The organism is Bacillus sp. FSL P4-0290, assembly GCF_037975435.1.
Classification (GTDB): domain Bacteria; phylum Bacillota; class Bacilli; order Bacillales; family Bacillaceae; genus Bacillus; species Bacillus subtilis.
The window spans coordinates 2,463,833-2,477,974 of sequence record NZ_CP150253.1 but is presented as its reverse complement, the minus strand read 5'-3'; the positions used below and the strand labels follow the sequence as shown (position 1 = coordinate 2,477,974).

Annotated in this window: 15 protein-coding genes; all 15 read left to right on the top strand. The window is 42.1% G+C overall.

The genetic code is table 11. The annotated features are described in order from the left end of the window. Positions 1-7: 7 nt before the first annotated feature. Complete coding sequence (fliQ, locus tag MKY10_RS12880; RefSeq protein ID WP_003220888.1) at positions 8-277, top strand: flagellar biosynthesis protein FliQ; 270 nt, start codon at positions 8-10, stop codon at positions 275-277. Positions 278-284: 7 nt separating this feature from the next. Next, the gene (gene fliR / locus MKY10_RS12875) at positions 285-1,064 is read left to right on the top strand and encodes a flagellar biosynthetic protein FliR (protein ID WP_003245510.1); all 780 of its coding nucleotides are present in this window, start codon (positions 285-287) and stop codon (positions 1,062-1,064) included. Further along, complete coding sequence (gene flhB / locus MKY10_RS12870; RefSeq protein ID WP_003231949.1) at positions 1,064-2,146, top strand: flagellar biosynthesis protein FlhB; 1,083 nt, start codon at positions 1,064-1,066, stop codon at positions 2,144-2,146. Before fliR ends, flhB begins: the two co-directional genes overlap by 1 nt. Before the next feature lie 32 nt (positions 2,147-2,178). Then, entirely contained in the window at positions 2,179-4,212 is a 2,034-nt protein-coding gene (gene flhA, locus MKY10_RS12865; RefSeq protein WP_003231947.1) for a flagellar biosynthesis protein FlhA, read from the top strand. Beyond that, entirely contained in the window at positions 4,212-5,312 is a 1,101-nt protein-coding gene (gene flhF / locus MKY10_RS12860; RefSeq protein WP_003231945.1) for a flagellar biosynthesis protein FlhF, read from the top strand. Before flhA ends, flhF begins: the two co-directional genes overlap by 1 nt. Beyond that, positions 5,303-6,199, top strand: a complete 897-nt coding sequence (flhG, locus tag MKY10_RS12855) for a flagellum location/number ATPase FlhG (RefSeq protein ID WP_010886507.1) — start codon at positions 5,303-5,305, stop codon at positions 6,197-6,199. Before flhF ends, flhG begins: the two co-directional genes overlap by 10 nt. 1 nt (position 6,200) lies before the next feature. Continuing rightward, a complete protein-coding gene (gene cheB, locus MKY10_RS12850; protein WP_003245823.1) occupies positions 6,201-7,274 on the top strand; it encodes a protein-glutamate O-methylesterase CheB in 1,074 nt (357 codons plus the stop codon). A gap of 5 nt (positions 7,275-7,279) precedes the next feature. Continuing rightward, positions 7,280-9,298, top strand: a complete 2,019-nt coding sequence (gene cheA / locus MKY10_RS12845) for a chemotaxis protein CheA (RefSeq protein WP_014476817.1) — start codon at positions 7,280-7,282, stop codon at positions 9,296-9,298. A gap of 21 nt (positions 9,299-9,319) precedes the next feature. Continuing rightward, positions 9,320-9,790, top strand: a complete 471-nt coding sequence (gene cheW, locus MKY10_RS12840; RefSeq protein WP_003231938.1) for a chemotaxis protein CheW — start codon at positions 9,320-9,322, stop codon at positions 9,788-9,790. Between the two features lie 18 nt (positions 9,791-9,808). After that, positions 9,809-10,438 carry a CheY-P phosphatase CheC gene (gene cheC, locus MKY10_RS12835; protein ID WP_003231935.1) on the top strand — a complete coding sequence of 210 codons (630 nt, stop codon included), beginning with the start codon at positions 9,809-9,811 and terminating at the stop codon, positions 10,436-10,438. Then, positions 10,435-10,935 carry a chemoreceptor glutamine deamidase CheD gene (cheD, locus tag MKY10_RS12830; protein WP_003244852.1) on the top strand — a complete coding sequence of 167 codons (501 nt, stop codon included), beginning with the start codon at positions 10,435-10,437 and terminating at the stop codon, positions 10,933-10,935. The genes cheC and cheD overlap by 4 nt, the downstream gene beginning before the upstream one ends. 22 nt (positions 10,936-10,957) lie before the next feature. Continuing rightward, positions 10,958-11,722, top strand: coding sequence for an RNA polymerase sigma-28 factor SigD (gene sigD, locus MKY10_RS12825; protein ID WP_015252090.1), 765 nt, complete (start codon positions 10,958-10,960; stop codon positions 11,720-11,722). A gap of 28 nt (positions 11,723-11,750) precedes the next feature. Further along, positions 11,751-12,254, top strand: a complete 504-nt coding sequence (swrB, locus tag MKY10_RS12820; RefSeq protein ID WP_015252089.1) for a swarming motility protein SwrB — start codon at positions 11,751-11,753, stop codon at positions 12,252-12,254. Between the two features lie 143 nt (positions 12,255-12,397). Beyond that, complete coding sequence (gene rpsB / locus MKY10_RS12815; RefSeq protein ID WP_003220918.1) at positions 12,398-13,138, top strand: 30S ribosomal protein S2; 741 nt, start codon at positions 12,398-12,400, stop codon at positions 13,136-13,138. Between the two features lie 101 nt (positions 13,139-13,239). Then, complete coding sequence (gene tsf, locus MKY10_RS12810; RefSeq protein WP_003231929.1) at positions 13,240-14,121, top strand: translation elongation factor Ts; 882 nt, start codon at positions 13,240-13,242, stop codon at positions 14,119-14,121. The last annotated feature ends 21 nt before the right edge of the window (positions 14,122-14,142 follow it).

Sequence of the window (14,142 nt, the reverse complement as noted above, 5' to 3'; positions counted from 1 at the left end):
GCTAAACGTGAGTTCAGAATTTGTAATTTCTATGGCGGAAAAAGCCGTATACGTAACGCTGATGATCAGCGGGCCATTATTGGCTATTGCTTTACTGGTCGGTTTAATTGTCAGCATATTTCAGGCGACAACTCAAATCCAGGAACAGACTTTGGCGTTTATTCCGAAAATCGTGGCGGTTCTCCTGGCTCTCATTTTTTTTGGTCCGTGGATGCTGTCGACGATTCTTTCATTTACAACAGAGCTGTTTTCTAATTTAAATCGTTTTGCAGGGTAATGTAGAGATGAATTCAATTATTGACTTATTTCCTGCTTTTTTATTGGTTTTTATTAGAATCTCTGCTTTTTTTGTAACGATTCCGCTATTTGGACATCGAAATGTGCCAGCTGTTCATCGCATAGGTTTTGCTTTTTTTCTTGCGGTCATTTGTTTCAGCACCATTGATAAACCGCCCTCTTTGGAGATAGATGAGCACTATATGCTTTTGGCGTTTAAAGAAGCTTTGGTCGGCCTATGTCTGGGTTTAATTGCTTATATGATGATTGCCGCAGTGCAGATTGCCGGCTCGTTTATTGATTTTCAAATGGGATTTTCAATAGCAAACGTTATTGATCCGCAAACCGGTGCACAAAGTCCGTTGATTGGCCAGTTTATCTATACGATGGCACTTTTGTTTATGCTGAGTGTCAATGCCCACCATTTGTTGCTGGATGGTATTTACTACAGCTTTCAGTATATTTCAGTTGATCAGGCATTTCCGAATTTCGGCGATGAAAAGTTTGCCTATTTTATTGCGAAAAGCTTTAATGCAATGTTTATTATCGCTTTTCAAATGTCAGCGCCGGTTGTGGCCAGCTTGTTTCTAGTTGATTTAGCATTAGGTATCGTGGCTCGAACTGTTCCGCAGTTAAATGTATTTGTGGTCGGTCTGCCTTTAAAGATCGCTGTCAGTTTCATCATGCTCATTGTATGTATGTCCGTTATCTTCGTCGTTGTCCGGAATGTTTTCAGCTTAACGATTGAAACGATGCGGAATCTTTTAGCATTGGTCGGTGTTTCTTAATGAAGCTTAGAGTTGACCTGCAGTTTTTTGCGGGAGAGAAGACAGAAAAAGCCACTCCGAAAAAACGGAAGGATACGCGAAAAAAGGGGCAGGTAGCCAAAAGCTCGGATGTCAATACTGCCGTTTCTTTACTGGTAATATTCCTTTCGCTTATTGCAATTGGTCCGTATATGAGAGACAGGCTGCTGTCATTCATAGAAACATTTTATACCGAATCGCTCACAATGAAGCTCTCAGAATCAAATGTGCATACATTGTTTGTCAGCTTATTAAAGGATATGGGCATGATACTCGCACCGATCTTGCTTGTTGCTCTTGTTGCAGGAGTCGTAAGCAACTATATGCAGGTTGGGTTCTTATTTTCTGCTGAAGTGATACAGCCTAAGCTTGAAAAACTGGATCCGATCAAAGGCTTTAAACGAATATACAGTATGAGGGCGATTGTGGAGCTGATTAAATCAATTTTGAAAATCGTAGTCGTTGGTTTTGCGGCTTTTGCTGTGCTTTGGCTGCATTATGGAGAAATTCTCCGGCTTCCTCTCCTGACACCCGAAGAGGCACTTTCTTTCGTTTCAAAACTCACTTTGTGGATGGGACTAAGCGGTGCAGGTGCATTGTTGATTCTTGCTGGTCTCGACTATTTATATCAGAGATTTGACTATGAGAAAAATATCAAAATGTCAAAACAAGATATAAAAGATGAGTACAAAAAATCTGAAGGAGACCCGATTATCAAGTCTAAAATTAAACAAAGACAGCGGGAAATGGCGATGAGGCGGATGATGCAGGAAGTTCCAAAAGCAGATGTCATTATCACAAACCCGACTCACTATGCGATTGCTTTGAAATATGATGAAGAAAAAATGGACGCACCTTATATTGTTGCAAAAGGCGTCGACCACCTTGCGTTAAAAATCAGGAAAATTGCTAAAGAGCATGATGTCATGATGGTAGAAAACAGACCGCTTGCCCGTGCGTTATATGATCAGGTGGAAATTGACCAGGCAGTGCCGGAAGAATTTTTTAAAGTTTTAGCAGAAATTCTGGCTTACGTATATAAAACAAAACAAAAAGTATATTGAATTTTTCGATTTAAAAGGAGAGAAAAAACAGCATGTCAACAAGAGATTTATCCGTTTTAATAAGTGTTGTCCTCATTGTGGCGATGCTGGTGATTCCATTTCCTCCATGGCTGTTAAGTATTTTGATCATTATTAATATTTCTCTTGCGTTGATCGTGCTTCTCACCACAATGAATATGCAGGAAGCGCTTCAGTTTTCGATTTTTCCGTCACTGTTGCTGCTTTTGACCCTATTTCGTTTGGGCTTGAACGTCTCAACTACCCGTTCAATTCTTTCACACGGTGAAGGAGGTAAAGTCGTCGAGACTTTCGGAAATTTCGTTGTCGGCGGAAATGTATTAGTTGGACTCGTTGTATTTATCATCCTTATTATTATTCAGTTTATCGTCATTACAAAAGGTGCTGAACGTGTTTCCGAGGTTGCAGCAAGGTTTACGCTGGACGCAATGCCTGGGAAGCAGATGAGTATTGATGCTGATTTAAACGCAGGGATGATTACCGAACAGGAAGCGAAGCATCGCCGCGAAAAAGTGGCAAGAGAAGCAGACTTTTATGGAGCAATGGACGGTGCCAGTAAATTTGTAAAAGGTGACGCCATTGCCGGAATCATCATTGTGATGATCAATATTATTTTCGGAATCGTGATCGGGATGCTTCAGCAGGGCATGTCCATTCAAGAGGCTGCTTCACACTTTACGATGCTGACTGTAGGGGATGGAATTGTTTCGCAAATCCCGGCGCTGTTAATTTCTACGGCTACGGGTATTGTGGTCACAAGAGCTGCCTCTGAAGGAAACTTAGGGCATGACATTACAGGCCAGCTGTTTGCGTATCCAAAGCTTTTATACGTCGCAGCAGCTACGATCATGCTTTTAGGTATTTTCACTCCGATCGGCATCCTTCTGACGGGGCCGCTTGCGGGATTGCTTGCTTTTGGCGCATATACACTATCTAAATCAGGTAAGGAAAAAGAAGAAGTGGATGAGATTCTTGAGGAAGAGGCTGAGGTGGACGAGCTTAAAAGCCCTGAAAGTGTTGTTCAGCTTCTGCATATAGATCCGATAGAATTTGAGTTTGGATATGGCCTGATACCGCTTGCTGATGCCAATCAAGGCGGTGATTTATTAGACCGAATTGTTATGATACGCCGTCAGTTGGCTTTGGAACTCGGGCTTGTCATTCCTGTCGTGCGAATCAGAGATAATATAGCGTTGCAGCCTAATGAATACCGATTGAAAATTAAAGGAAACGAGGTAGCAAAAGGCGAGCTGTTGCTTGATCATTATTTAGCGATGTCGCCTACTCCTGAGGACGATCTCATTGAAGGGATTGAAACAGTGGAGCCTTCATTCGGACTGCCGGCTAAATGGATTAGCGAAGCGGTAAAGGATGAAGCCGACATGCTTGGTTATACAGTAGTTGATCCTGCATCAGTCGTTTCAACGCATATTACGGAGAAAATTAAGCAGCATGCCCACGAATTGATCGGAAGGCAGGAGACAAAACAGCTGATCGATCACTTGAAAGAATCGTATCCAGTCCTGGTTGAAGAGGTTACGCCGAATCCATTGTCTGTCGGTGATATTCAGAAAGTGCTTGCTAAGCTTTTAAAAGAAAAAGTTTCAATTCGAAACTTAGTAACGATTTTTGAAACACTTGCTGACTATGGGAAATTAACAACAGATTCTGATCTTTTGACAGAGTATACAAGACAAGCGCTTGCTAAACAAATTACAGCCCAGTTTGCCAAAGAAAATGAAGTGTTGAAGGTTGTTACTTGTTCGGGCCGTGTAGAAAAAGCAATAGCAGACGGTGTGCAGCAGACGGAACACGGGAACTATTTATCACTTGAACCAGATATTTCAGAAAGTATAGTGCGCTCTGTCGCCAAAGAAGCTGAACAGCTCTCATTACGTCAGGAAACCGCGATTCTTCTTTGCTCGCCGCCTGTCAGAATGTATGTGAAGCAGCTTCTGGAACGGTACTTCCCTGATCTTCCGGTACTCTCTTATAACGAACTTGAGGCGAATGTTGAGGTACAAAGCATTGGAGTGGTGGATATTTAATGAAAATAAAAAAATTTACTGCTGCTTCAATGCAAGAAGCGGCACTTCTCATCAGAAAAGAGTTAGGTAATGAAGCGGTCATATTAAATTCGAAAAAAATTAAAAAGCGAAAATGGTTTGGCCTCGTCAACAAGCCTGCTGTTGAAGTAATCGCCGTATTGGATCAGGACTTTCTTGAGAAAAAAACGCCTCAGAAGGCAGCTGAACCGAAACAAACATTAAAAACTCCGGTCAGCAGTCCAAAAATAGAGGAGAGAACATATCCCCCTCAAATTCCGGCGCAACAGGAGCTAGGTGATTTTTCAGCATATCAATCTGTACTTCCTGAGCCGCTGCGAAAAGCAGAAAAGCTTTTGCAAGAAACAGGGATCAAAGAGTCTACGAAAACGAACACTCTGAAAAAATTGCTTCGCTTCTCTGTTGAAGCAGGCGGCTTGACTGAAGAAAATGTTGTCGGCAAACTTCAGGAAATACTATGCGATATGCTGCCCTCAGCAGACAAGTGGCAGGAGCCAATTCATTCAAAATATATCGTTCTCTTTGGTTCAACAGGGGCTGGTAAAACAACTACACTGGCTAAACTCGCAGCCATATCTATGCTTGAAAAACATAAAAAAATCGCTTTTATTACAACAGATACGTATCGTATTGCAGCTGTTGAACAGTTGAAAACATACGCTGAACTGCTGCAGGCTCCTCTGGAAGTTTGCTATACAAAAGAAGAATTTCAGCAGGCGAAGGAGCTATTTTCTGAGTATGATCATGTGTTTGTTGATACAGCTGGAAGAAACTTCAAAGACCCGCAATACATTGATGAACTGAAAGAAACGATTCCTTTTGAGAGCAGCATTCAGTCATTTCTTGTTTTATCCGCGACTGCAAAATATGAAGATATGAAGCATATTGTCAAACGGTTTTCATCCGTCCCTGTCAATCAGTATATTTTTACGAAAATAGATGAAACGACTTCCTTAGGTTCTGTATTTAATATACTGGCAGAATCAAAAATAGGTGTCGGGTTTATGACTAACGGCCAGAATGTGCCTGAGGATATACAGACTGTATCTCCACTTGGTTTTGTGAGGATGCTGTGCAGATGAACAGATATGACCAAGCAGCAACTTTACGGGCGAAAATGGAAAAACGTGAGCGCGTTCTGCCAATGGTTTATTCACAAAAAGCGAAGACACTTGCTGTCATCAGCGGCAAGGGCGGTGTCGGAAAATCCAATATTACCTTAAATATGGCACTTGCGCTGCAGGATAAAGGTAAGAAGGTGCTGCTCATCGACCTTGATATCGGGATGGGGAACATTGATATATTAATAGGAAATTCATCGTCTGCCACGATAATCGATGTTTTAACCGATCGTAAGCCTTTGCTGCAGTCATTATCCGTTGGCCCAAAGGGTTTGCGGTATATATCAGGGGGAACCGGTCTTGATGTGATGTTTCAGCTCGATCAGAGAAAATGGACGTTTTTTGCCAATGAACTTTCTCATGCATTAAGCCAGTTCGATTATGTGCTGTTTGACATGGGAGCAGGCTTATCAAAAGATCAACTGCCTTTTATTTTATCAGCAGAAGATATTTTGATTATTACAACTCCCGAGCCGACGGCCATTATGGACGCATACAGCGCTGTCAAGCACTTGGTTTTGACAGAAAATAAGCTTTCAATGAAGGTGGCTGTCAATCGGTGCCGTGACCAAAAGGAAGGGCTTGACGCTTTTGCCCGCCTCTCCCGTACAATTCATATGTTTTTGGATGTTCAGGTTCAGTTTGCCGGTTCCGTTTCTGACGATGTGATCGTGAGCAAAGCGGTTGTCGAACAGGTTCCTTTTTTCATAAAAAGCCCTCAGGCAAAAGCCAGCCGGTCAGTCCGTATTTTAGCGGACGCCTTGTTTGAAAGAGAAGAAACGAGACACAAAGAAGACAAACAGACATTTATTGAGAAATTATCTTCTTTTTTAATGAGGAGGGCTTAATTTGATTCGTGTGCTTGTAGTTGATGATTCAGCTTTTATGAGAAAAATGATAAGTGATTTTCTGACCGAAGAAAAGCAGATAGAAGTAATCGGAACTGCGAGAAACGGAGAAGAAGCGCTTAAGAAGATTGAATTATTAAAACCGGATGTTATTACTCTTGATGTTGAAATGCCGGTCATGAATGGGACAGATACGCTCCGCAAAATTATTGAGATTTATAACTTGCCGGTCATTATGGTGTCTAGCCAGACCGAGAAAGGTAAAGAATGCACAATTAATTGTTTGGAGATCGGTGCCTTTGACTTTATCACAAAGCCATCAGGCTCAATATCTCTGGATCTATACAAAATTAAAGAACAACTAGTTGAGCGTGTCGTCGCGGCAGGACTTTCCGGCAAGCGGAAACGTCCTGTTTCCCAGACAGTTCGGCCCGAACCTATTGTGCGTGCTGTCGTTAAGCCTGAATTAAGCAAACCGAAACCTGGCACGGGCAGACAAATTGTGTGTATCGGCACATCAACAGGCGGTCCACGGGCGTTACAAAAGGTGATACCGAAGCTCCCTAAGGATTTGAACGCACCAGTGGTTGTCGTTCAGCACATGCCTGAAGGGTTTACTGCTTCTTTGGCTGATCGGCTGAATCATTTATCTGACATTCAGGTAAAAGAAGCAAAAGATGGTGAAGCAGCTCTTAACGGCTGTGTTTACATAGCACCGGGCGGAAAAAACATATCCGTTATTAAAAACAGCGAAGGACTCCAGGTTGTGCTTGATAACCATGACACACCAAGCCGTCATAAACCATCTGCTGATTATTTATTCCGTTCTGTCGGGAAACTGACAGATTATGAAAAAGTAGCGGTTATCATGACCGGAATGGGCAGTGACGGCACTGCTGGACTAAAGGACATGCTAACAGCCGGCAATGTGAAAGCCATTGCGGAGTCTGAAGAATCTTGTGTCGTATACGGGATGCCAAAAGCTGCTGTTAAAGCGGGTCTCATTCATGAGATTAAACATGTGGAAGATATCGCAGCATCCATCACAAGCTGTGTGAAAAAAGAGAGGGTGTGATTCAAATGGATATGAATCAGTATTTAGATGTCTTTATTGATGAGAGTAAAGAACATTTACAAACATGTAATGAAAAGCTTCTTCTTTTAGAGAAAGACCCGACTGATCTTCAGCTCGTACATGATATATTCAGGGCTGCCCATACATTAAAAGGAATGAGCGCAACGATGGGCTACACGGATTTAGCACATCTTACCCATCTGCTTGAAAACGTGCTGGATGCAATCCGAAACGGAGACATGGAAGTCACCTCAGACTGGCTGGATATTTTGTTTGAAGCTCTGGATCACCTGGAAGCAATGGTTCAGTCTATTATTGATGGCGGGGATGGTAAAAGAGATATCTCAGAAGTGAGTGCCAAGCTTGATGTGAATGGTGCGCACGCTGAATCCGCTGCCTCCGCTGAACCTGCAGAAGCACAGAGTTCAGCATCTGATTGGGAATATGATGAATTTGAACGCACAGTTATACAAGAAGCGGAGGAGCAAGGCTTCAAACGATATGAAATCAAGATTTCTCTGAACGAAAACTGTATGTTAAAAGCAGTTCGTGTCTATATGGTGTTTGAAAAACTAAATGAAGTCGGAGAAGTAGCCAAAACAATTCCAAGTGCTGAAGTGCTTGAAACAGAAGATTTTGGAACTGACTTTCAAGTTTGTTTCTTAACACATCAATCAGCGGAAGACATTGAACAATTAATCAATGGCGTGTCGGAAATTGAGCATGTTGAAGTCATTCAAGGGGCTCCTTTAACATCAGCTGAAAAGCCTGAAGAATCTAAGCAAGAAGATTCACCAGCAGCAGCTGTACCTGCGAAGCAGGAGAAACAAAAACAGCCTGCTAAAAACGATGAACAGGCGAAGCATTCAGCCGGCGGATCTAAAACAATTCGTGTCAACATTGACAGGCTTGATTCTTTAATGAACTTATTTGAAGAGCTTGTCATTGACCGCGGGCGTCTCGAGCAGATTGCGAAAGAGCTTGAGCATAATGAACTGACTGAAACGGTTGAACGAATGACGAGAATTTCCGGAGATTTGCAATCGATTATTCTGAATATGAGAATGGTCCCGGTTGAAACTGTTTTTAACAGATTCCCGAGAATGATTCGCCAGCTTCAGAAAGAGCTGAATAAAAAAATTGAACTCTCGATCATCGGTGCGGAAACTGAACTGGATCGTACAGTAATTGATGAAATCGGAGATCCACTCGTTCACTTGATCAGAAACAGTATTGACCATGGTATCGAGGCGCCGGAAACACGTTTGCAAAAGGGAAAACCGGAATCAGGAAAAGTTGTGCTTAAAGCTTATCACAGCGGCAACCATGTCTTTATCGAAGTAGAGGATGACGGCGCAGGCCTTAATCGAAAAAAAATTCTGGAAAAAGCGCTTGAGCGCGGGGTCATAACGGAAAAAGAAGCTGAAACCTTAGAAGACAACCAAATTTACGAATTGATTTTTGCTCCGGGGTTCTCAACTGCTGACCAAATTTCTGATATTTCCGGCCGCGGTGTAGGACTTGACGTTGTAAAAAACAAACTGGAGTCTCTTGGCGGTTCAGTCAGTGTGAAATCAGCCGAGGGTCAAGGCTCTCTATTCAGCATCCAGCTGCCGCTTACCTTGTCTATTATTTCAGTTCTGCTGATTAAGTTGGAAGAAGAGACATTTGCCATTCCGATTTCTTCAATCATTGAGACAGCAGTTATTGACAGAAAAGACATTTTGCAAACGCATGACCGTGAAGTGATTGACTTTAGAGGGCATATTGTCCCTGTCGTTTATTTAAAAGAAGAGTTTAAAATAGAAGATACAAGAAAAGATGCGGAACAGCTCCATATCATTGTCGTGAAAAAAGGCGACAAACCTACTGCATTTGTGGTGGACTCCTTTATTGGCCAGCAGGAAGTTGTGCTGAAATCACTCGGAGATTATTTAACAAACGTCTTTGCAATTTCCGGAGCTACTATTTTAGGAGACGGAGAAGTAGCGCTCATTATTGATTGTAATGCACTGATTATTTAACCATTCGAGGAGGTGTCTCACATGACTGCAGAAATTAAAACAGGCGAAAAAATGATAGTCTTTATGGTAAATGGCAAAGAATATGCCATTTCCGTCACTCAGGTGAAATCAATTGAAAAATGGCAAAAGCCAACGAGGGTACCTGGCGTCGAACCATATATTTGCGGGGTAATCAATTTACGCGGGGTGGTGACTCCGGTTATTGATTTAAGAAAACGCCTGAATTTGCCAGAGTATGAAATTACAGATGAAACACGAATTATCATTATTGCTTATCGTGATATTGAAGTCGGCTGGATTGTGGATGAAGCGAATGATGTGATTACCGTACACGAAAGTGAAATAGAATCTGCTCCAGAAGGCGTTCAGAAAGATACGGATGTGTCGATCGAACAGATTGTGAAACAAGAGAACAGACTCTTAAATATTATTGATGCGAACGCGGTTTTGGATAAAGAATCATCTCAGTCCGCTGTGCCCGATCAAGCTTAATCTTAAAGGGGTTATGACATGAGTATTTTTAATGGAATCAAAGAAGAGCAGATGGACATTTTGCGGGAAGTCGGCAATATAGGCGCCGGCCACTCCGCCTCTGCAATGGCCCAGCTGTTAAATAGAAAGATAGATATGGAAGTCCCATTTGCAAAGCTGCTGTCTTTTGATGAGCTTGTTGATTTTTTCGGCGGCGCCGATGTCCCGGTTGCCAGCATCTTTTTAAGAATGGAAGGCGATTTAACGGGTTCAATGTTCTTTATAATGCCTTTTTTTCAGGCGGAGCAGTTTATCAGAGAGCTGATTGGAAACCCCGATTTTGACATAGAGGACTTAGGTGAAGACCACATGAGCTCATCCGCTTTGCATGAACTGGGCAATATTTTAGCGGGGTCATATTTAACAGCTTTGGCGGATTTGACGAAACTCCAGCTCTATCCAAGTGTTCCTGAAGTCTCTTTGGACATGTTCGGAGCAGTGATCAGCGAAGGGCTGATGGAGCTCAGTCAGGTTGGAGAACACGCCATTGTTGTCGACACGTCAATTTTTGACCAAAGCCATCAGCAGGAGCTGAAAGCGCATATGTTTATGCTGCCGGACTATGATTCATTTGAAAAGCTCTTTGTCGCCTTAGGTGCATCATTATGAGTACAACTGAGGCTGTTGTTATAAAGGTTGGGATTGCTGACGTGAAGATCGCCCGCTTCCCGGATACCATCCGGACCTCTGGTTTGGGCTCATGTGTGGGGCTGGTGCTTTATGATAAAGAAAAGCAAACGGCGGGTCTTGTTCATGTCATGCTTCCGGATTCGACGTTATCGAAAACTGCCGAGCTCAACCGGGCTAAGTACGCTGACACCGCCGTACAGACCACGATTGATATGCTGATAGAAGCGGGATGCCGGAAATTTGCATTAAAAGCAAAGCTGGCCGGCGGATCAGAGATGTTTAAATTTAAATCGACAAATGATTTGATGAAGATCGGACCGAGAAATGTATTAGCGATAAAAGAACAGCTGTCTTTATTTAATATTCCTATTATTAGTGAAGATACGGGCGGCTCAAGCGGCCGGACGATAGAATTTGAACCGAAGTCCTGCATGCTGCATATTCGAACTGTTAAACAAGGTGAAAAAACGATTTAATCAAGGTATTAGGGGGATAACAATGCAATCCTTGAATTATGAAGATCAGGTGCTTTGGACGCGCTGGAAAGAGTGGAAAGATCCTAAAGCCGGTGACGACTTAATGCGCCGTTACATGCCGCTTGTCACATATCATGTAGGCAGAATTTCTGTCGGACTGCCGAAATCAGTGCATAAAGACGATCTTATGAGCCTTGGTATGCTTGGTTTATATGATGCCCTTGAAAAATTTGACCCCAGCCGGGACTTAAAATTTGATACCTACGCCTCGTTTAGAATTCGCGGCGCAATCATAGACGGGCTTCGTAAAGAAGATTGGCTGCCCAGAACCTCGCGCGAAAAAACAAAAAAGGTTGAAGCAGCAATTGAAAAGCTTGAACAGCGGTATCTTCGGAATGTATCGCCCGCGGAAATTGCAGAGGAACTCGGAATGACGGTACAGGATGTCGTGTCAACAATGAATGAAGGTTTTTTTGCAAATCTGCTGTCAATTGATGAAAGGCTCCATGATCAAGATGATGGGGAAAACATTCAAGTCATGATCAGAGATGACAAAAATGTTCCGCCTGAAGAAAAGATTATGAAGGATGAACTGATTGCACAGCTTGCGGAAAAAATTCACGAACTCTCTGAAAAAGAACAGCTGGTTGTGAGTTTGTTCTACAAAGAGGAGTTGACACTGACAGAAATCGGACAAGTATTAAATCTTTCTACGTCCCGCATATCTCAGATCCATTCAAAGGCATTATTTAAATTAAAGAATCTGCTGGAAAAAGTGATACAATAATGAATTTCATGGTTAGCGAGTGAAAAACATGTCAACACTATTATGGCTTTTAAGCTTTACGCTCCACGGCGTTCTTCTGTACGCTGTCATTATCCTGTATACGAGGCTCGCTGCAGTGAAAGAAACAGAAAAACAGCAAAAACAGATACTTGAAGAGACGGAAAACACCTTGGCGGCATTTCTGCTTGAATTAAAAGAAGAAAATGAGAAACTGATAGAAAATAAAGCTTCATCTGCAAGTCAATCAGATGAAGAATCCCAAAAGCCAGGCCTTCAGCACTCTGAAACATATCAAGAGCGGGATCCAGTTCAAGAGGCAGAGAATCTTCCTGAACATATTGAAGGTCTGATTACAGAGGTTGACCGTCGGGAAGAGATCGTAAACAGTGAGGTCCAATCATTTGAAGACCAGGTCATAGAATTATATGAACAGGGATATTCGGCAAGTCAAATTGCCCAGAAAATGAAGAGCGGAAAGACAGAAATCGAGCTATTTTTAAAATTTCGCTCCAAAGGTGTAAAGGATTCTTGATTGTCGGATAAAGCTGTGTTATATTATGTCTTGGTGTTAAATACACACGCTTAACGATTTATGCAGAGGGTGCTGCAGGCGGCAGTTCTGCACAAAAATGACCTAAGCGGAGGAAAAAAACCATTATATTAGGAGGAAATAACATGTCAGTCATTTCTATGAAGCAATTGCTTGAAGCTGGTGTTCACTTCGGTCACCAAACACGCCGCTGGAACCCAAAAATGAAGCGTTACATTTTCACGGAGCGTAACGGAATCTACATCATTGACCTTCAAAAAACAGTCAAAAAAGTAGAGGAAGCTTACAACTTCACTAAAAATCTTGCTGCTGAAGGCGGAAAAATCCTTTTCGTCGGAACAAAAAAACAAGCTCAAGATTCTGTTAAAGAAGAAGCTCAACGCTCTGGCATGTACTATGTCAACCAACGCTGGTTGGGCGGTACATTAACAAACTTTGAAACAATCCAAAAACGTATTAAACGTCTTAAAGACATTGAAAAAATGCAAGAAAACGGTACGTTTGATGTACTTCCTAAAAAAGAAGTCGTTCAATTGAAAAAAGAATTAGAGCGTCTTGAAAAATTCCTAGGCGGAATTAAAGATATGAAGGATCTTCCTGATGCATTATTCATCATCGATCCTCGCAAAGAGCGCATCGCTGTTGCGGAAGCTCGCAAATTAAACATCCCTATCATCGGTATCGTAGATACTAACTGTGATCCAGATGAAATCGATGTTGTTATCCCAGCGAACGATGACGCTATCCGCGCTGTTAAACTTCTAACTTCTAAAATGGCAGATGCAATCTTAGAAGCGAAGCAAGGCGAAGAAGAAGCGGAAGTTGCTGAAGAAACTGCACCAGAAACAGAAACAACAACTGCGTAACCTATTCAAAAGGTGATAAGAGGGACTGCCTTTTATCACCTTTTTTCAAGAAAAATGTGTAATATACATACTCTTGTTTAAACATATAAGGAGGAATACAAATGGCAATTACTGCACAGCAAGTAAAAGAACTGCGTGAAAAAACTGGCGCGGGCATGATGGATTGTAAAAAAGCGTTAACTGAAACTGACGGAGATATGGACAAAGCAATTGACCTTTTAAGAGAAAAAGGAATTGCAAAAGCAGCGAAAAAAGCTGACCGTATCGCAGCAGAAGGTTCTACTCTTATTAAAACTGACGGCAACAAAGGCGTTATCCTAGAAGTAAACTCTGAAACTGATTTCGTTGCGAAAAACGAAGGTTTTAAAGAGCTTCTTAACACTTTAGCTGACCACCTTCTTGCAAACACGCCAGCTGATGTTGAAGAAGCAATGGGCCAAAAAATGGAAAATGGCTCAACTGTTGAAGAGTACATCACAAGCGCAGTTGCTAAAATCGGTGAGAAAATCACTCTTCGCCGCTTTACAGTTCTTACAAAAGACGACAGCTCTGCATTCGGTGCGTACCTTCACATGGGCGGCCGCATCGGTGTATTAACTGTTCTCAACGGTACAACTGATGAAGAAACTGCGAAAGATATCGCAATGCACGTTGCTGCAGTTAACCCTCGTTACATTTCTCGTGATCAAGTATCTGAAGAAGAAACAAATCATGAGCGTCAAATCTTAACTCAGCAAGCCCTCCAAGAAGGCAAACCTGAAAACATCGTAGCGAAAATGGTTGAAGGCCGTCTGAACAAATTCTTCGAAGAAATTTGTCTATTAGACCAAGCGTTCGTTAAAAACCCAGATGAAAAAGTGAAACAAGTTATTGCAGCGAAAAACGCTACTGTTCAAACTTTTGTCCGCTATGAAGTTGGAGAAGGCATCGAAAAACGTCAAGAAAACTTTGCTGAAGAAGTAATGAACCAAGTGAAAAAATAATGGTGAAAAGATTTCGCGGCT

Excerpts from the sequence above, each read along its gene's own strand:
- flhF (WP_003231945.1), top strand. The coding sequence starts at position 4,212 with ATGAAAATAAAAAAATTTACTGCTGCTTCAATGCAAGAAGCGGCACTT.
- fliR (WP_003245510.1), top strand. The coding sequence starts at position 285 with ATGAATTCAATTATTGACTTATTTCCTGCTTTTTTATTGGTTTTTATT.
- cheA (WP_014476817.1), top strand. The coding sequence starts at position 7,280 with ATGGATATGAATCAGTATTTAGATGTCTTTATTGATGAGAGTAAAGAA.
- cheD (WP_003244852.1), top strand. The coding sequence starts at position 10,435 with ATGAGTACAACTGAGGCTGTTGTTATAAAGGTTGGGATTGCTGACGTG.
- rpsB (WP_003220918.1), top strand. The coding sequence starts at position 12,398 with ATGTCAGTCATTTCTATGAAGCAATTGCTTGAAGCTGGTGTTCACTTC.
- cheC (WP_003231935.1), top strand. The coding sequence starts at position 9,809 with ATGAGTATTTTTAATGGAATCAAAGAAGAGCAGATGGACATTTTGCGG.
- swrB (WP_015252089.1), top strand. The coding sequence starts at position 11,751 with ATGTCAACACTATTATGGCTTTTAAGCTTTACGCTCCACGGCGTTCTT.
- sigD (WP_015252090.1), top strand. The coding sequence starts at position 10,958 with ATGCAATCCTTGAATTATGAAGATCAGGTGCTTTGGACGCGCTGGAAA.
- flhA (WP_003231947.1), top strand. The coding sequence starts at position 2,179 with ATGTCAACAAGAGATTTATCCGTTTTAATAAGTGTTGTCCTCATTGTG.
- flhB (WP_003231949.1), top strand. The coding sequence starts at position 1,064 with ATGAAGCTTAGAGTTGACCTGCAGTTTTTTGCGGGAGAGAAGACAGAA.
- tsf (WP_003231929.1), top strand. The coding sequence starts at position 13,240 with ATGGCAATTACTGCACAGCAAGTAAAAGAACTGCGTGAAAAAACTGGC.
- cheW (WP_003231938.1), top strand. The coding sequence starts at position 9,320 with ATGACTGCAGAAATTAAAACAGGCGAAAAAATGATAGTCTTTATGGTA.